We start from the raw sequence: 16,552 nt of genomic DNA, 5'->3' as shown, positions 1-16,552 counted from the left end.
TGATATTTCTGAAATTTATGGAAATACCGGTTTCAGGGTATAGACTAACTGGTAACTAATAAGGAATATATTCAGATACATGACTGGTTGTTTCTTATTTTAAAAGAATGAAAATCAATTTATAAAATGCCTGATGGCTATAGGCGCTAAGAGATCATATTTGCCCGCATCATTTCGAGAAATCCCGCTTTATAAGCATTGCCGACTACAATTTCTATCTTGCTGTTCCGTTTCAAACGGATAATATTCATTTCCACCGAGGCAATATTGGCAACAGGTACAATATAGGATTTATGTACCCTGATGAAATTCTTTTTAAAGAGCTTCTCTTCCAGGTCCTTCATGTTCATCAGCGATAGGACCTTGGTAGCCCCGCAAACAATAGCGACATAGTTGCGCATACCTTCGATATAATCGATGTCTGCCATGTCGATCTTGATCAACTTTCCCTTGCTATCGCCCTGGACGATGATAAAGTCCGGCTCGGCTTGCTCTTTTTTTAAAGGATCCAGGATATCCCTGGCCTTTTGCGCTGCTTTCAGGAACCTGGGAAAGTGTACGGGCTTCAGGAGATAGTCGATCGCATCGAGCTCAAAGCCATCCAGGGCATAGCGATCATGTGCCGTGGTGAAGATCACTTTGCATTTGCCGTTTATGGCTTGCATCAGTTCCAATCCTGTCAGCTCCGACATCTCGATATCGAGAAACAGCAGATCTACCTGCCGCTCGTGGATGAGCTGCAACCCTTCCAGGGGATTCCGGGTTGCGCCCGCCAGGTCAAAGTAAGGGACTTCGTTTATATACGCGGCGATCACATCGATTGCCGCCGGCTCATCATCTATTATCAGGCAATGGATCATACCTTATAGGGTTAATGAACGAGATAGGGAAGGGTATTTCCTTTGAAACGACTGCCTGCCGTTTGCCACGTGAAGATAAAAGCTTATCGGGATATAGCCCGTGCCATTCCCATTTATATCGACGATACCGTTTCCGGAGAACCGCCCCTGTCTGGTGCTTGTTGTTAAATGTAAAACTAACTATCCCGATAGGGAAACATGAGTCAAATTCGTCTTGGTAACGGTTGCTGAGCCTGTCGAAGCACCATTGCATCGTTGCCCTTTCGACTGGCTCAAGGACCGGAATTAATTGGTTTCCTACAAGCGGACGGTCAATAATATAAAAACACTTTGTTTTTCTTTTCAGGGAGTAGCTTAATGCAAATGCCCCGGCCTATGCAGGCGGGGCTGGGGGAAAATTCCGGATCATAAGGTTACACACAATGTTGTGCCGTGCGACGGGAAAAAAGATGGAGTGAAGGAATACTCATGTTCCCTCATGATCCTGTAAGCTGGCGGTTATGGGGTGTATTGTTGACTATAAGAGAAAGGCTTTGGGCCAATTCATAGGCCGGTCGGTAATATACTCCGTAAGCACAAGCGCTACTCCCGGCCAACCTTCCAGTATGCTTACGGGATTAGTCGCATATTGCTTCTTTTCTATTTCCTGATCAATAAGATCCATAGTAACACCAATCCAAAAATGGTAAGCATCAAGATAGGCCGGGTTGCCGCTTTCCTGGTATAAACATTTGTAAAACTGTGCCAGCCCGGCGCTGCCATGACAAAAATGAGTATCCTTACTTAAGGTGGCTTCTTCACTTTTCCGGTTGGCTGATGCCAATCCTATCTGGTCGGCAATATTGGTATAGGCATCTGTTCCCAGCAGCTTGCCGGCACGGTATAAAAGTAGTACCGTATTGAGATCGCCATAACACCAAGCCAGCCGGTCTATGCGGACGGATTGGTATGGATCCAGCTCCAGGTAACAGGGAAAGGCAGAATATTCCTCTGTCGATAAGGAAGCGGGTTGCTCCTGCTCCAGGATAAAGGAAATGCCCCGTTTTATGATCGTTGCTACCTGTTCTTTATCCTTTAGATGCGGCCAGGCATTAATCAGCAGCAGCAAAAGGCCGGGAAGACCATGCGCCAGGCCCAGGTCGATCTTTTTGTCGTTAAGGCGTTCCAGGCTGAAATTCAAAAAGTAAATGCCATCGCCATGAGAGATGGCAGCAGCACAGAATGCTGCTGTGAGATCATTGACATATTGGTTGATCACCGGTGTTTGCAGCCTGGAAGAAAAATAGTGGAGCGCGCCCATAGCGCCGTGCAGGTAATCCACCTCTGTTTGGGCGATATGATCCAACGCCGAATCAAAGATATACCGGTCAATACCGGCCAGCTCGGTCTCAACATCAAACTCCAGCAGGCCGTTCTGCTGCAGGTTGTTGAGCACATAACCCAGGCCTGCGGCGCCGTCGCTAAAGGCATAGCCCGACAGCAGGCTACTGTCGTTGTTCAGGTTTTCAAATACCTGTTCGATCAGCACATCGGCTTTATCATAAAGCGATTCGTCCTGCAACGCTTCTGCAGCATAATAGTAGTAATACAATAGTCCCAGGGTGCCTCCGAGAAAACCATGATGCAGGGGTTGTGTCGCAGCCAGCACTTCGTTGATACGCGCTAGTTTCGTGTTGTTAAGAGTATCGATCATTTTATCCTGTTTTACAGTGGCGGTATGCAGGTACATTCGTTCCGGGGATGTCGCAATAGATGAAGCTATCCCGGCTTGTAGAAGAGTCCCGGCAACCGGAGATCGCCGGGATCTTTAGATAGGTAAGCTTATTCCGGGTTTTCAACGCCTTCTTCAAGGCATCTGCCCCCTATGGAGCAATACCTTGTTGGCTGGCAACAGGTCAAACCGCTGCACTGCATAAAGGACGTAGTTAACAGTGCGGCCTTGCCGGCCAAAAGAATATTTTGTTCGTTCCTGGTCAGGCTGCCGACTACGTCTTTCCCCAGCTTCAGCTTATTGTTTTGCTTTGCGCGTTTCATGAATCTTGATTTTACAAAAAAATAAGTAACTATCCGGATATAAGAAATAGGATACAATTTGCTTCCAATTAATGGTTGCTGCGCTTGTTCGAAGCATCATCTTTGTCCTTTCAACCAGCGCAAGGACCGGCTTCGTTTCCTATACCCGGATAGTCTGAAAAAATAACGCTTGATTTTTCTTTAAGGGTTCTTAACGCCTGTCAATTTAGTCAAGACCACCTTGGGGCTCTTGCGGTTCCTGGGGCAGGCATTTGAATACTTGTGAATAGGTTTTGGTTAACCCTGTTGGGTTGCAGCACAAAAAGCCGCTGCAATTTCCAAAGGAAGTCGTCCATTGCGGTTCGCCACCCAGGAGGTTGTTCTGTTCGGCCTTTGTCAGGCTGCTCACTACGTCTTTTCCGAGTTTCAATTTGCCGTTTTGCTTTGTGCGTTTCATAGATTTTGATTTTAAATGAATGGTAATTCCTACTCTTTTAAAGGTTTTCGGATGTCCCTTTCCTGGCCAGGACAGATAGGTGATAAAAGGCCAGCCTTCGGATCACTTATCTACAGAACTAAAATAGGGTAGCGGAACAGACCGTTAGAGAATTAATACACCAAAGCGCTTTTGACCGGTATCAAAAAGGGGATGCAAAGGATGAAGACACCATTTATGGTGAGCAAACTGGATAGGCTGAACAGGACATGACCGGATAAAAAGGAAGCCTTCGAATGAAGGCTTCCCAACCGCGGATAGCTCTGCAGGTTGCTGATAGATACATGAATTGACTATCCCGATACAAGAAACTTTAGCTTAAGCAGCCCGACCACACTTGTTGTGCCCGCAGAAACGCCATTCTATCGCCGTCTGAAGGATATGCTCAAAGAATTCGGGTGTTTTGTTTTCCATACCGGGATAGTCATGTATCTTAATATACAGCCAGCGTAAACCGGCTGTCCATTGGCGCCGCGCTCGTATCTGTTATCGCCACCTGAATATAAGTGGGATCTTCGTAGCTGATATAAATATGTCCGACGCTGCCCACGAGGGCAGGGGTGCCCGCCACTGTGAGGGACATAGGATTGGCATAGTAGACATTGTACACACCCGTTGCCACCTGCTGACAGGAAGCAACATTATAAGATGAAAGCGGGCTACCATCGCTGTTAAAGCGGCCAAAGGCTTTTACCCTGGTGGTTTCCGAAAGTTGAGGGGTCTTGCTGCTGAAGGCAGGAGCATCGACGATCCCCGTGTACACATTGCTTTCTTCCACTACATCAAACTGACCGTAGCTGCCGCCATCCTGCAATTGAATGGTTTTACGGCCGGCATCGGCTACATAGCTATTGGCTACCAGGAAGCCGTTGCCCAGGAAGACGAGCTTGGTTCTGCTAAGACCAAAGGTCGCCGGGTTGGAGCCGTTGCCGTTGATGAGAATGTTGTTGATGGTATATGCCGTGGCATTCAGCCGGTTAAAAGTATTGCCTGAGAAGGTATGTGTTCCGCTACCGGCATTATCTACCGTAATATCGGCGCCTCCTGCATTCCCTTCAAAGTAGCAGTTATTGATGTTGATCCCGTTGGCGCCGTTGGCGGCATCAAAATAGCAGTACAGGCCGCCTGTGCCAGAGTCGCCCTGTGCACCATTGCCTTCAAACGAGCTGGCCAGGAAGGTAACGCTATGCAAGCGGGAAAGAATGGCGCCATAGCTGAAATTGCTGCTGAGATAACCGGAGGTAAAATTGATCAGGTTGGGCGGCAGCACACCGAAGTCATTCGGACCAGGCCGGCCTCCTTCTCCTTTTCCCTCCACACCTACGCGACAATAGTTGCAGCTCACATTCAGAAAATTGCTGCTGAGCACATCTTTCAGATAAATGCCGGTATCCAGTAGCTGCAGTTTCAAGTTCCTGGCAGTGACGGTGGTCATGTATTCCAGTGACAAGCCCCGGCCACGAACATTGGCGTTGTTGTTGCCCAAAACAGAAAAATTGCTGATCTCGAAAGTATTGCCGATAGTGCCCAGTATTTTGAACACATCGCAATTGGCATTGGGATTGGAGAGATCGGCATCGTAATGTATGACCGACTGTGCTGTACCATCGCCGAAGATATTGAGGGTATTGCGTTGGTACAGATCCAGCAGCAATACGTGTGTACCGCTGGCCGGAGTCGTGACCCGGTATGTTCCCATAGAAAGGTGCAGATCGTAGGCATGTATGGCTACGAAATCCAGCGCTTTCTGAAGCGCAACGGTATCATCGGTGACATTGTCGCCTTTGGCGCCAAACCATTTAACGTCTACGGTATTGCTGAAAATGCGCTTCCAGCGACCGGCGGCCGGTGTCGCGCCGGTAAAGATGGTGCCGTCGTTGGCGCTGTCCAGGTTGCCGGCATCCCAGTAAAAGGTGCCGCCGCCGCCATCGTTGGTTGTGTAATAACCCGATACATTTACGGTTTGCCCGTCGAAGGCGCCGTCAAGCGTGATCAGGCCGTTTGAAGGATCAGTTAAAGTGTCCACAGAAAAACTGTGATTTGAAGGTGTAGGCATAAAATTGTGTTTAAAAGATAAAAATCCCGGTATCTGGTAAACCGGATGAATGATAGCGCTAAATTACCTTGGGGCTACGCCAATCGGGGGCGTTGCTGTCAATAGCTTTTATGGGCGTGGCTGTCCCCTTGCCGGGTAGATCATCCGGGACAAACAAGAAATTTATGATTGATGCCTGTGCAGATCAGGGTCAGGCGCCAGGATGGAGTGCTGTACTGCCTATGGTCGTAGTGTTACGGTTAAAAAGCCTGGAAAATAGGGGTTTTGGGTATGGTATTCAAAAATAAATCCAAAATATTTATTGAAAATCAATATCTTGCAAAGGCGTGTGAAAAAAAAGTAATGAAAATTTTGGTAGTTTTCCACACTGGTTTTACCTTTGCGCTCCGATTGCAAGTATTTTTATGTTGTAAAACATAAGGCAACGGCGAAAAAGAATTATCGTTCAAGCAAAAAGCAAATTTACAATGTCTCTTAAACAATTGAGCTACAGGACCCAGTCTGCTAACGAAAACATCGTGAAGCGTGAATGGTGGGTTGCCGACGCTACCAACCAGACTTTAGGTCGCTTCAGTTCTAAAATTGCTGCCGTACTGCGTGGCAAAAACAAGGCTTACTATACGCCTCACTTCGATTGCGGAGATTATGTGATCGTGATCAATTCCGGAAAGATCGTACTGACCGGCAATAAGCTGGAAGATAAAGATTACCAGCACGTAACCGGTTATCCTGGCGGCCAGAAACATGAATCTGCCAAAAACCTGATCAACCGTCGTCCCAACGCTGTGATCGAGCGCGCTGTAAAAGGCATGCTGCCCAAGAATCGTCTGGGTCGTGCAATGTACAAAAAGCTGTTTGTTTACGAAGGCGCAGAACATGGACATCAGGCGCAACAACCCAAAGAATTCAAATATTAACCCCTAGGCCCTTTAGGGGCATATTAACTTTCTAACGATAATGGAAAAACAAAAAAATGCAGTAGGTCGTCGTAAAGAAGCGGTAGCCCGCGTATACCTGAGCAAGGGTACCGGCGAGATCAAGGTAAACGACAAAGAATATAAATCCTACTTCACACTGATCTACCTGCAGAACCAGGTAGAGCTTCCGCTGAAAACGATAGAAGCCGTGGATCAGTACGATATTACGGTAAATGTACAAGGCGGTGGTCCTAAAGGCCAGGCCGAAGCCATTAAATTAGGAATTGCCCGCGCGCTCTGCGAAGTGAACGGAGATTTTCGTCCTGCGTTGAAAAAACAAGGCTTATTGCGTCGCGATCCCCGTGTGGTTGAACGTAAGAAATTCGGTAAAGCTAAAGCACGTCGTAGCTTCCAGTTCTCTAAACGTTAATCCGGTTATTATTGTCCTGCAAAGGGCGGTAATGAGGATAAGCTTATTTTTAAATCATTATCAACTCATTCAATTTTCCAACAATGGAAGAAAATAAATCATTACATCAGCAGTTGCTGGAAGCGGGCGTACACTTCGGTCACCAGAAGAAAAAATGGAATCCGAAAATGCTGCCTTTCATCTTTACCGAAAAGAACGGCATTCACATCATCGATCTGAACAAGACTATCGAAGGCCTGCAGGAATCTGCTGCTGCCCTGAAGTCTATCGCCAAAAGCGGTAAGAAGATCATGTTCGTTGCGACCAAAAAGCAAGCGAAAGAGATCGTTGCCGAAGCTGCTGCAAAAGCCAACATGCCTTTCGTTACCGAGCGCTGGCTGGGTGGTATGCTTACCAACTTCCAAACCATTCGTAAGAGTGTGAAGAAGATGCAGAGCATCGAAAAAATGCTGAACGACGGTACCCTGGATAGCGTAACCAAAAAGGAACGCCTGACCCTGGACCGCAGCAAGCAGAAAATGGAAAAAGTACTGGGTGGTATCTCCCAGATGGGCCGTACGCCTGCAGCGCTGTTCATCGTGGACATCAGCCACGAGCACATCGCCCTGGCAGAAGCCAAGCGCTTGGGTATCACTACCTTTGCGATGGTAGATACCAACAGCGATCCTACAAAAGTTGACTTCTCCATACCCTCCAACGATGATGCGACCAAATCGATCGCTATCGTAACCAACTACCTGGTGGCGGCTATTATCGAAGGCGTAGAAGAACGCGCCCAGAATAAAGAGCAGGAGCAGGAAGAAGGTGAAGAAGAATTTACAGAGCGCACCCGTGGTCTTGATCTGGACGACGAGGAAGCCAAGCGCAGCGGCGGTAAGCCCGGTGGTGCTGCTGGTGGCGCAGGCCGTGGCCGTCGTGGCCCCGGTGGTGGCGGTACTTCCGGTCCCGGTGGCCGCAGGCCCGCAGCTGGTGCAGGCGCCAAGCGATAAGCGATTATCCGGCCAACTGTTCAAGTTATCAAAAACCGTTTCCCCGAAAGAGGAACGGTTTTTTTGTTTTTCCCCGGCTGTGTAGAGACGTTGCATGCAACGTCTCTACACAGCCGGCACTACTACATAGGCATGCAACGTCTCTACGTAGCCGGGTGACGCTGTGCTGCTAAGGCCTGTACAATTCCTAACCATAGCAGCCATTTATTTACCTTCGTCATAGCCCTGCACCATGATGCGAAAAACTCCCTATTTGCACTGCAAGGAAACCATTAAGCTGTTATAATTTGTTTAATAAACAGCGCAATAGGAGATTTCCGCAAATCCAGTTCGGCCTTTCTCTCAAATTTATCCCTATTTTTACGGCGATTAAATCCTGTACTATGGCGATAAATCTCCAGAAGGGCCAGAAAATCGATATTGGCCTTTCCAAACTGAGTGTAGGGCTGGGCTGGAACCCCAACGAGGGTACCGGCGCGGCTTTCGACCTCGATGCTTCAGCTTTCATGATCAACAACAACCGCCTGATCCCGGCTGAAGAATATTTTGTTTTTTATGGCAATACCGACTCTCCCGATGGCGGCCTGCACCATACGGGCGACGATCCTACGGGTGGCAACAGCGCCGACGGCGACGATGAAACCATCCAGGTAGACCTGATCAAAGTCGATGCTGCTATCGAAGAGATCCTGTTTGTGGTGACGATACATGAAGCCGCGCAGCGTCATCAGAACTTTGGCCAGGTACGCAATTCCTATATTCGTATCGTGGACGATGCCAACGGTAGTGAAGTCGCTAAATATGAACTGGGCGAAGACTTCTCTATTGAAACTGCCGTAGAATTCGGCCGCCTGTATAAACGTAATGGAACGTGGAAATTCGAAGCATCGGGCATCGGCTATAAGGAAGATCTTGCCTTTTTTGTATCCAAATATTTCACCGGCCAGGTGATCAAATAAGCTTTAAACCCCTATTATTTATGGCAATTAATCTGGTAAAGGGTCAGACCATCGACCTGCGTAAAAACGATAAAGGCGAAGAGTTCGACCTTTCACAAGTAACTATCGGGCTGGGCTGGGACGTACGCCAGCAAAAGAGCGGCGGCTTCCTGGGCAAGCTGCTGGGTGGTAATAAAGAGGCCGATTATGACCTTGATGCCATTGCCTTCCTGCTCGATGCCCAGGGGAAGGTGGCCGATCTCGGTCGCACAGTGCAATCCAACGATGGCCGCCAGATCGGTCTTTACCAGGGCGATATCATCTTCTTCAATTCCCAGAAACATCCATCGGGCAATATATGGCTTACGGGCGACAACCGTACCGGGGCCGGCGAGGGCGACGATGAGCAGATCATCGTCAGGCTCAATGCGCTCGATCCCAAATACGATCGCATTGTTTTTCTCGTAACCATTTACCAGGGTCGCCAGAACGGGCAGCATTTCGGTATGGTCGAGAATGCCTTTATCCGCGCGGTGGATGCCCGCGGCCGCGAGATCGCGAAATACAGCATGTCGGGCGATGCCACCTTCAACAATATGTGTGGCATGGTCTTTGCAGAAGTTTATCGTAAAGATGGCGGCTGGAAATTCCGCGCACTGGGTAATCCCGAATCTTCCGACAATTTCGTAGAGATACTGAGACAATATACCCGTTAATCACATGGCGCTACTTGAGGGGATCAGGCATATTTCCTTTGACCTCTGGCTCACGCTCATCTGCTCCAATCCGGAATATAAATCCCGTCGTGCTGTGCTGATGGCGCAGCATTTCGGGGTACGCCGGAGCGATGCCGAAGTGCAGGAGGTATTTACTTACCACGATCGCCTGTTCAACCGGATCAACGAAAGGGCGGGCGGTAATGTCCAGTACAGCGAAATGCTGTATGTGATCCTCGACCGGCTGGGCGTGCCGCCCGATGCCATCGAGGAAGAAGCCATGACGGCATACTACCAAAAAGCGGAGCTCCTGTTCTTTGAACATATGCCCCGTCTGTTGGATACAGGTACTGCCGGCATACTGGAAGCGTTGCGGGCAAAGGGTCATACCCTGAGCATCCTCAGCAATACGGGCTTCATACTGGGGCGTACCCTAAGGCCCGTACTGGAGCGGTTGGGCATTGCGGTGTATTTCGACTTTCAGCTATATTCCGATGAGATAGGCAGCTCCAAACCTTCGTTTAAGGCCTACGGGCAGCTTATGGAAGCGTCGGCAAGGCTGAGGCCGCTGGAAAAAGAAGAGCTTCTTCATGTGGGCGACAACCCCATAGCCGACCTTGAGGGCGCCCGGCGCTTCGGTTTCCGCTCTGCGCTGCTGGAGCAGGACGCCACTTTGCGTAACTTATTTTTGAATTAATGTATTCCGACTTTTCAAGACATCATATCGACGATCCCGGACAGATTCCCTTCGACGCCGCCGCTTACAGCAAATTCAAGTTTGGCGACGGGGATATCGCCCGTGCTTTCGGGCAGGAGCTGGGGCGCCATTTTGTAGAATTGCACGGCGATGCCCTGCTGGCCGAAGAGAATATCGTTTTTGTTCCCAGTCCTTATCATGCAATACCTACAGCGTCCAATGCCCTGTCCTTATTCTTCAGGGATGAAGTGAACCGGTTCCTGTTCCGTCATCAGCGCAAATCGTTGCTGCAATCCAAGATCCATCGCTACAAGACCTATACAGTCGATTATGGTAACCTCGATTTTGAAGAAAGGATGCGACTCATTTCTTCCGATACCTATCACCTGGATAAGCATTTCCTGGAAGGCCGGATGGTCCTTTTCATCGATGATATCAAGATCACCGGTAGCCATGAGCAGATCATCAGACAGCAGCTGGAACGGGAAGAGATCAAGGGCCGGTTCGTGTTTGTCTATTATGCACAACTGATGAATAAGGCGATACCGCCTAACTTTGAGAATTATCTCAACTACTTTGCCGTGAAGGATCGCAGCGACCTTGTGACGATCATTAACGAGGATAATTTCATCATGAATACCCGTATCATCAAATATATTCTCAAATCGGATCCCGTGGACCTCATGGCGTTCATCCATGCACTGCGGGAAGAACGTCTGCCTGAAATGGTCAACTATGCCATCGGTAACAATTACCACCTAATGGAAGACTATCAGCACAATTTAATGCTAATCACAAATCATATCAATTATGGCAATTAATCTTCAAAAGGGCCAGCGCGAAAATATCGATGCGCCCAAATTTACGGTAGGCCTGGGATGGGATACCAATAGCAGCGCCACCGGCGAAGGTTTCGACCTCGATGCCTCCATCTTTATTCTCGGTGAGCATGGCAAGCTGGTGGCCGACGATTACTTTGTGTTCTATAACAACAAGAAATCACCGGATGAAGCGGTAGTGCATACCGGCGACAACCTGACCGGCGAAGGCGCCGGCGATGATGAGCAGATCAAGGTCGACCTCACCAAGATCAATGCTGCGGCCAAAGAGATATGCATCGTGGTAACGATCCACGACGCAGAAGCCCGCCGCCAGAATTTTGGCCAGGTACGCAACTCCTTTATCCGTATCGTAGATGAGCAGAACAATGAGCTGGTGAAGTATGAGTTGGACGAGGATTTCTCCATCGAGACGGCAGTAGAATTCGGCCGCATTTACAACCGCAGCGGCCAGTGGAAATTTGAAGCTGTAGGCATGGGTATGAAAGGTGGCCTGCAGGATTATCTTAATAAATACAACTAATCTCTATGGTTATCAATCTTCAGAAAGGACAAAAGATCAACCTGGAAAAGTCCAATGGCAGCAAGCTGCAGCAGGTATGTGTCGGTATTAACTGGGGCGCGATCCAGAAAAAAGGATTGTTTGGTACCAAGAAGGAAGCCGTTGATCTCGACGGCAGTTGCGCCCTGTTCAACGAGAACAAGCAAGTGGTAGATGTAGTATATTTTCGCAACCTTCGTTCGCGCGACAGGGCAGTAGTGCATAGCGGCGATGATCTTACCGGCGATCTGAACGGCGATGACGGCCTGGACAACGAGGTGATCTCGGTAGATCTCTCCCGCCTGGATCCTTCGGTTACCTCGGTAGCCTTTTTTCTGAACAGCTTCCAGGGACATGATTTTGCGATCGTTCCTTTTGCTTCCATCCGCATCTACGAAGGTTCGCCTTCCAAAGTCAATGAGGTATTTGCAACCTATAATATTGCCGGCGAAACCCAGTTTGCAGGGCATGTATCCATGGTAATGGGCACCTTCTATAAACGCAATGGCGAATGGAAATTCAACGCCATCGGTGAGCCTACCAAGGACCGGGATGTGGAGCAGACCGTAAAAACCATCCAGGGCAGCTATATATAAACTCCTGCGTTTTCCTATAGAGACGTTGCATGCAACGTCTCTATAGGAAAACGTGATAAGATGATATAACAGACTTTTAATGGGGCAGACCGATGGTCTAGCCCCATTCACCGAATAAACAGGCCACTATTTTTCTGGCTAAGCAATAATTGATAACTTTATTCCTCATCATTGACAGATATGGAAACAAACACAAATGCCACAAACCCCTCCACAGCGATCACCCGCATCGACAAGGAAGGTAATGTGGATACCAATAGCCTTACCCCTGCGGAGACCCAACGTTTCGACGAGATCAGCAAAGCCCTGAAGCCCGGCGATGCCAATTCAATCCTGAACTATGGTGTCGAGGCGCAGAATTCGATGGAGAAATACAGTAACGAGTTCCTGACCTCGGTACGGACCTATAATTCCGGCGAGGTAGGCGGTCTGATCAACGATCTGCTGACAGAGCTGAATTACATCGATGTGGATGAGCTGAACCAGAGCGGTTTCCAGCGTTTCCTGTCCCGTATCCCTTTGTTGAAAAAGCTGACTTTTGATGTGAAGAAGCTGTTCCAGAAGTACGATACCGTAGTGGGCAATATTGACAAAATCACCAATAAGGTTAAAGCAGGCCGGTTAAACTCGATCAAGGACAACAGCTCGCTGCAGACCATGTTTGATAGCAACAGGACCTATATCGCGCAAATGGAAGAGTTGATCGTCGCCGGTCATCTCAGGTACCAGGAGCTGTCGCAGAAGCTGGCTGAGATGGATGCCAATCCGGCTGCTTACCAGGACTACGAGATTGCCGACATGCGCGATTTTGTAAACCGTCTCGATAAGCGCCTGGCCGATATGAAAGTGGTCCGCTTCATTATGCTGCAATCCCTGGCGCAGATCAGGGTGGTGCAGAACAACAATACCTCGATCGCCGAAAAGGCCCAGTCTATTGTATCGACCACGATACCGGTATGGAAAAACCAGCTTACGATTGCCGTAGCGCTGCAACGCCAGAAGGCCAACGTGGAAATGCAGAAAAAGATATCGGAAACCACCAATACCATACTGGAGAAGAATGCGGAGCTGCTGAAGCAAAACAGTATCGATGTGGCCCGTGAGAATGAAAAGACAGTGGTATCGATCGATACGCTGAAGAAGACCACCGCATCGTTAATCGAGACCCTCAACGAGGTGAAACGCATTCATGAAGAGGGTGCAGAGAACCGGCGCAAGCTGGATACGGAGCTGCAAACGCTGGAATCCGAGTTGAAAAAGAACCTGACCCGTACCCATTAACCCGCGTGTAGAGATGCATTGTATATATCGCGTGTAGAGACGCATGGCATGCGTCTCATAATATAAAGACGCATTGTATGCGTCTCACAATATGATTGCATGCGTCTCTACACGGATACGTTTTTTACGGGGACAGGCATGGCAACGTCTCTGCCTGGCGAATACCGTTAACCAATGGACGATAACCAGAAACAGATATTAAGCGAATCAAAAAAGATCATCAGTAAATTACAGATCCTGTCAGCCTTTTTCGAAGATGATGTAATTTACAAGATCTATGTGCGCAGCCAGGTTATCGAAAAGCTGTTTGAGGCCAATCCCGAACTGGATATCAATAAACTGCAGCTCTTTCATTTACAGTTTACCGAAAGCGTGCTGGAATTGCTGCGCCGGATCAAAAAAGCCAACGAAAAAAGCGTAAGCCTGACTTTCGATGAGATCGAGCTGAATAACCAACTCATCACTAAGATATCGGACGCCATGCGGACGGAAGAGAGCTATGAGTTTGGCAAGCAAAAGCAAACCCAGAAGATCAACGAATCGCTGGAGCGGCTATACAACAATCTTTCGGATCTGTCCAGAGATTACCCCTTTGCGAAGAACATGCAGCAGTTTGGCGGGCGTTATGCCAAAGACTTCTTCCACGAGATCAGCGAGGATCTTTTTTATGAGCTTACGGCTTATGATCCGGAGGAGGTCTACCACAACGGCTACGGAATGATCGAGAAAAAGTTGCTAGGTCTCGAATGCCGGTACCTATTCAACAATACATTCTATTGCGGGCTCAAGGCCGGTGCTTTGCTGTTGGAAGTGTACCGGTTGCCGGACGACGACGTTTTTTTTGCCTATTATTCGTCCCGGAATATGTTTCTCTCTTTCCCCTTTGAAAAGATTGCGGGCATTGACCCAACGGAAGCGCTATCCAAACGGGCCAAAGTAGTGCAGGAGCTGACGGAAAAAAACCTGCTCCTGGAGCAGCAGGCGGTAAAGATCAAAACGCAGATCCCGGCGGATATCAAAAAGCTGCTGACAGAGTATTATGAAAAAGTGAACAGCATGGATTTCATGGATTTTATGGACGACTTCGATGTGCAGGCCAATATCCTGAAAACGATGCTGAATACCGAAAGGATGTAAGCATGATGAGAACAGATATCGGCGACTATTTGCTTGTGAAAAAAAATCTTTTGGGAGACAGGCTGCAGTTGTTTTTTAAGCATAAGGAGCGGAACAATGAGGGGAAGGTATTGCAGCTTCATGGACTGGCCGCGTTTATTGATCGCATGGACGATGGTACGTGTTGGCGTTTTATCGAGATCAGGGAACCGCCGGGCAGCAGCTATAACATGGATGTTTCGTTGCAGTTGAAGCGGCCGGAGATCATGCAGTACCCTGAAGTGTTTTTATTGATGGATAATAATACGGTCTCCTATAGCTTTCGCGCCGTAGCCCAAACCATCGTATTCCGGGATGCCTTCACAGGTAGCCATCCGGAATTTTTATAGACCCTGTAAATCGATTAACTATGAGAAGACTGCCCGTATACCTGGTGCTCGATACTTCGGGTTCGATGAATGGCGAGCCCATTGAGGCGGTAAAGAACGGCGTACAGTTGATGATCAGCTCGCTGCGGCAAAATCCGCAAGCCATCGAAACGGCTTTTATCAGTATCATTACTTTTGATAGCATGGCGCGGCAGATCATTCCGCTTACCGAGCTGGCAGCCTTCCAGATGACCGAGATCAAAGCCAGCGGTACCACCGCCCTGGGCGATGCGCTTAAGGTACTGAGCCGCTGTATCGATACCGAGGTTGCGAAAACGACTACGGAGCAAAAAGGCGACTGGAAGCCTATGGTCTTTATCATGACTGACGGTATCCCCACCGATGACTGGCAAAGCGGCCTGGCCGAATACCGCCAGCGCAAAACGGCCATTACCGTGGCCTGTGCCGCCGGCGCTAAAGCCGATACCGCATCGCTGAAGAAGATCACCGATACTGTGGTGCAACTGGATACCACCGATGCCGCCACCATTTCGCGTTTTTTTTCCTGGGTATCTGCTTCGATAAGCGCTACTTCCACCAAAATTGAAAGCAGCGGCAAGGAGGTGACCGGCTGGGAAGAGCTGCCGCCACCGCCTGCCGAATTGAATATTGTCGTTTAAGCCCTAACACACGATGAGAAGACTACCCGTTTATTTTTTACTCGATACATCCGGATCTATGTTCGGTGAGCCCATCCAGGCCCTGAACAACGCCCTAAGCGGTATGATCAATACCCTGCGCAGCGATGCCCAGGCCCTCGATTCGCTCTGGATCAGCATTGTTACTTTTGATCGTGAGGTGCGGGAGCTGGTACCGCTTACCGAGCTGGTTCATTTTCAGCTGCCCGAAATTACCTGCCCGCAAAGTGGCCCTACCAATACCGGTAAAGGGCTGGAACTGATCCATCAGAAGGTGATCAGCGAAGTGCGCAAGGGTAGCGATAGCCAGAAAGGCGACTGGAAGCCCTTGTTTTTCCTGTTTACCGACGGCAAACCTTCCGATATACAGCTGTATCGCGAAATGCTGCCTAAAATAAAGTCGCTTCACTTTGCCGCTATTGTAGGCTGTGCTGCCGGTCACCTGGCCGACGACAGCATGCTGAAGGAACTTACGGATAATGTGGTGCACCTCGATACTGCCGATACCGCCACCCTGAAGCAATTCTTCAAATGGGTTTCCGACACCATCGAGCAAGGCAATAAAAGTGTAGGCACGGTAGAAAGCCTGCCCTTGCCGCCGCCGCCGGCAGAAGTGCACCTGGTGATCTGATTTTTTTAGATGTAGATATTAGACTTTGGATATTAGACTTTAGATATAGGGTGTGTGAGGTAAGTTAATGTAAGTAGCATACCACTTTAAAAGGAAAAAGTCCTTTGCGATTTAAGACAAAGAATGATCAACCGCAAAGAGGCAAAGGATGCGCAAAGAGCACAAAGTATTTCCTTGCTTATATTCACTTCGCGTCCTTTGCGGTTAAAAATGAAAAATTATTCCTTAGCGTTCTTTGCGGTTAAATAAATTTTTCTGACTATCCGGATATAGAAACCCAGCTAAAAATAGGAACAATAAAGAAATGATCCTTTGGGTCAATGATTAAAACGTTGATCCATGACCCAATGCCCGGCAATGCTGCATTAAA

At 48.6% G+C, this 16,552-nt stretch carries 19 protein-coding genes; 14 read left to right on the top strand and 5 right to left on the bottom strand.

Going from position 1 to position 16,552, the window contains the following annotated elements; translation table 11 throughout:
• Positions 1–146: 146 nt before the first annotated feature.
• From DZK30_RS16235 to DZK30_RS16215, 5 genes are all read right to left on the bottom strand, one after another.
• Positions 147–860, bottom strand: coding sequence for a LytR/AlgR family response regulator transcription factor (locus DZK30_RS16235; protein ID WP_118975181.1), 714 nt, complete (start codon positions 858–860; stop codon positions 147–149).
• Positions 861–1,377: 517 nt separating this feature from the next.
• The gene (locus tag DZK30_RS16230; RefSeq protein ID WP_118975180.1) at positions 1,378–2,589 is read right to left on the bottom strand and encodes a lanthionine synthetase LanC family protein; all 1,212 of its coding nucleotides are present in this window, start codon (positions 2,587–2,589) and stop codon (positions 1,378–1,380) included.
• Positions 2,590–2,681: 92 nt separating this feature from the next.
• Positions 2,682–2,894 (bottom strand): hypothetical protein, encoded by a 213-nt coding sequence (locus tag DZK30_RS16225; RefSeq protein ID WP_118975179.1) that lies wholly within the window; start codon positions 2,892–2,894, stop codon positions 2,682–2,684.
• A 205-nt stretch (positions 2,895–3,099) separates the two neighbouring features.
• Complete coding sequence (locus tag DZK30_RS16220) at positions 3,100–3,330, bottom strand: hypothetical protein (RefSeq protein ID WP_118975178.1); 231 nt, start codon at positions 3,328–3,330, stop codon at positions 3,100–3,102.
• A gap of 472 nt (positions 3,331–3,802) precedes the next feature.
• Entirely contained in the window at positions 3,803–5,395 is a 1,593-nt protein-coding gene (locus DZK30_RS16215) for a glycosyl hydrolase family 28-related protein (protein ID WP_162903148.1), read from the bottom strand.
• A gap of 497 nt (positions 5,396–5,892) precedes the next feature.
• Between DZK30_RS16215 and rplM the strand changes: the two genes are divergently transcribed.
• The 14 genes from rplM (at position 5,893) to DZK30_RS16145 (ending at position 16,182) form a co-directional block, all read left to right on the top strand.
• A complete protein-coding gene (rplM, locus tag DZK30_RS16210; RefSeq protein ID WP_118975176.1) occupies positions 5,893–6,342 on the top strand; it encodes a 50S ribosomal protein L13 in 450 nt (149 codons plus the stop codon).
• Between the two features lie 40 nt (positions 6,343–6,382).
• Positions 6,383–6,772 carry a 30S ribosomal protein S9 gene (rpsI, locus tag DZK30_RS16205; RefSeq protein WP_118975175.1) on the top strand — a complete coding sequence of 130 codons (390 nt, stop codon included), beginning with the start codon at positions 6,383–6,385 and terminating at the stop codon, positions 6,770–6,772.
• Between the two features lie 83 nt (positions 6,773–6,855).
• Positions 6,856–7,761 carry a 30S ribosomal protein S2 gene (rpsB, locus tag DZK30_RS16200; RefSeq protein ID WP_118975174.1) on the top strand — a complete coding sequence of 302 codons (906 nt, stop codon included), beginning with the start codon at positions 6,856–6,858 and terminating at the stop codon, positions 7,759–7,761.
• A 383-nt stretch (positions 7,762–8,144) separates the two neighbouring features.
• The gene (locus DZK30_RS16195) at positions 8,145–8,720 is read left to right on the top strand and encodes a TerD family protein (protein ID WP_118975270.1); all 576 of its coding nucleotides are present in this window, start codon (positions 8,145–8,147) and stop codon (positions 8,718–8,720) included.
• A 20-nt stretch (positions 8,721–8,740) separates the two neighbouring features.
• A complete protein-coding gene (locus tag DZK30_RS16190) occupies positions 8,741–9,415 on the top strand; it encodes a TerD family protein (protein WP_118975173.1) in 675 nt (224 codons plus the stop codon).
• A gap of 4 nt (positions 9,416–9,419) precedes the next feature.
• Entirely contained in the window at positions 9,420–10,112 is a 693-nt protein-coding gene (locus DZK30_RS16185) for an HAD family hydrolase (protein ID WP_118975172.1), read from the top strand.
• A complete protein-coding gene (locus DZK30_RS16180) occupies positions 10,112–10,933 on the top strand; it encodes a phosphoribosyltransferase family protein (protein ID WP_118975171.1) in 822 nt (273 codons plus the stop codon). The genes DZK30_RS16185 and DZK30_RS16180 overlap by 1 nt, the downstream gene beginning before the upstream one ends.
• The gene (locus DZK30_RS16175) at positions 10,923–11,474 is read left to right on the top strand and encodes a TerD family protein (RefSeq protein WP_118975170.1); all 552 of its coding nucleotides are present in this window, start codon (positions 10,923–10,925) and stop codon (positions 11,472–11,474) included. Before DZK30_RS16180 ends, DZK30_RS16175 begins: the two co-directional genes overlap by 11 nt.
• 5 nt (positions 11,475–11,479) lie before the next feature.
• Positions 11,480–12,088: a TerD family protein gene (locus DZK30_RS16170; RefSeq protein ID WP_118975169.1), complete on the top strand. Its 609-nt coding sequence runs from the start codon at positions 11,480–11,482 to the stop codon at positions 12,086–12,088.
• A 180-nt stretch (positions 12,089–12,268) separates the two neighbouring features.
• Positions 12,269–13,369 carry a toxic anion resistance protein gene (locus DZK30_RS16165; protein WP_118975168.1) on the top strand — a complete coding sequence of 367 codons (1,101 nt, stop codon included), beginning with the start codon at positions 12,269–12,271 and terminating at the stop codon, positions 13,367–13,369.
• A gap of 174 nt (positions 13,370–13,543) precedes the next feature.
• The gene (locus DZK30_RS16160; protein ID WP_118975167.1) at positions 13,544–14,506 is read left to right on the top strand and encodes a hypothetical protein; all 963 of its coding nucleotides are present in this window, start codon (positions 13,544–13,546) and stop codon (positions 14,504–14,506) included.
• A gap of 2 nt (positions 14,507–14,508) precedes the next feature.
• Entirely contained in the window at positions 14,509–14,874 is a 366-nt protein-coding gene (locus tag DZK30_RS16155; protein ID WP_118975166.1) for a hypothetical protein, read from the top strand.
• A 20-nt stretch (positions 14,875–14,894) separates the two neighbouring features.
• On the top strand, positions 14,895–15,533 hold the full coding sequence (locus tag DZK30_RS16150; protein WP_118975165.1) for a vWA domain-containing protein: 639 nt from the start codon (positions 14,895–14,897) through the stop codon (positions 15,531–15,533).
• Positions 15,534–15,546: 13 nt separating this feature from the next.
• On the top strand, positions 15,547–16,182 hold the full coding sequence (locus DZK30_RS16145) for a vWA domain-containing protein (protein ID WP_118975164.1): 636 nt from the start codon (positions 15,547–15,549) through the stop codon (positions 16,180–16,182).
• The last annotated feature ends 370 nt before the right edge of the window (positions 16,183–16,552 follow it).

Origin of the sequence: Taibaiella koreensis (assembly GCF_003545715.1) — a bacterium.
Lineage (GTDB): Bacteria > Bacteroidota > Bacteroidia > Chitinophagales > Chitinophagaceae > Taibaiella > Taibaiella koreensis.
Note: the sequence above shows the minus strand (reverse complement) of the source record. Positions and strands in the feature narration are given on the sequence as shown.

What these genes read in the sequence shown, in the direction of transcription:
- DZK30_RS16235 (WP_118975181.1), bottom strand. Translation starts at nt 860, where the DNA reads ATGATCCATTGCCTGATAATAGATGATGAGCCGGCGGCAATCGATGTG.
- DZK30_RS16230 (WP_118975180.1), bottom strand. Translation starts at nt 2,589, where the DNA reads ATGTACCTGCATACCGCCACTGTAAAACAGGATAAAATGATCGATACT.
- DZK30_RS16225 (WP_118975179.1), bottom strand. Translation starts at nt 2,894, where the DNA reads ATGAAACGCGCAAAGCAAAACAATAAGCTGAAGCTGGGGAAAGACGTA.
- DZK30_RS16220 (WP_118975178.1), bottom strand. Translation starts at nt 3,330, where the DNA reads ATGAAACGCACAAAGCAAAACGGCAAATTGAAACTCGGAAAAGACGTA.
- rplM (WP_118975176.1), top strand. Translation starts at nt 5,893, where the DNA reads ATGTCTCTTAAACAATTGAGCTACAGGACCCAGTCTGCTAACGAAAAC.
- rpsI (WP_118975175.1), top strand. Translation starts at nt 6,383, where the DNA reads ATGGAAAAACAAAAAAATGCAGTAGGTCGTCGTAAAGAAGCGGTAGCC.
- rpsB (WP_118975174.1), top strand. Translation starts at nt 6,856, where the DNA reads ATGGAAGAAAATAAATCATTACATCAGCAGTTGCTGGAAGCGGGCGTA.
- DZK30_RS16195 (WP_118975270.1), top strand. Translation starts at nt 8,145, where the DNA reads ATGGCGATAAATCTCCAGAAGGGCCAGAAAATCGATATTGGCCTTTCC.
- DZK30_RS16190 (WP_118975173.1), top strand. Translation starts at nt 8,741, where the DNA reads ATGGCAATTAATCTGGTAAAGGGTCAGACCATCGACCTGCGTAAAAAC.
- DZK30_RS16185 (WP_118975172.1), top strand. Translation starts at nt 9,420, where the DNA reads ATGGCGCTACTTGAGGGGATCAGGCATATTTCCTTTGACCTCTGGCTC.
- DZK30_RS16180 (WP_118975171.1), top strand. Translation starts at nt 10,112, where the DNA reads ATGTATTCCGACTTTTCAAGACATCATATCGACGATCCCGGACAGATT.
- DZK30_RS16175 (WP_118975170.1), top strand. Translation starts at nt 10,923, where the DNA reads ATGGCAATTAATCTTCAAAAGGGCCAGCGCGAAAATATCGATGCGCCC.
- DZK30_RS16170 (WP_118975169.1), top strand. Translation starts at nt 11,480, where the DNA reads ATGGTTATCAATCTTCAGAAAGGACAAAAGATCAACCTGGAAAAGTCC.
- DZK30_RS16165 (WP_118975168.1), top strand. Translation starts at nt 12,269, where the DNA reads ATGGAAACAAACACAAATGCCACAAACCCCTCCACAGCGATCACCCGC.
- DZK30_RS16160 (WP_118975167.1), top strand. Translation starts at nt 13,544, where the DNA reads ATGGACGATAACCAGAAACAGATATTAAGCGAATCAAAAAAGATCATC.
- DZK30_RS16155 (WP_118975166.1), top strand. Translation starts at nt 14,509, where the DNA reads ATGATGAGAACAGATATCGGCGACTATTTGCTTGTGAAAAAAAATCTT.
- DZK30_RS16150 (WP_118975165.1), top strand. Translation starts at nt 14,895, where the DNA reads ATGAGAAGACTGCCCGTATACCTGGTGCTCGATACTTCGGGTTCGATG.
- DZK30_RS16145 (WP_118975164.1), top strand. Translation starts at nt 15,547, where the DNA reads ATGAGAAGACTACCCGTTTATTTTTTACTCGATACATCCGGATCTATG.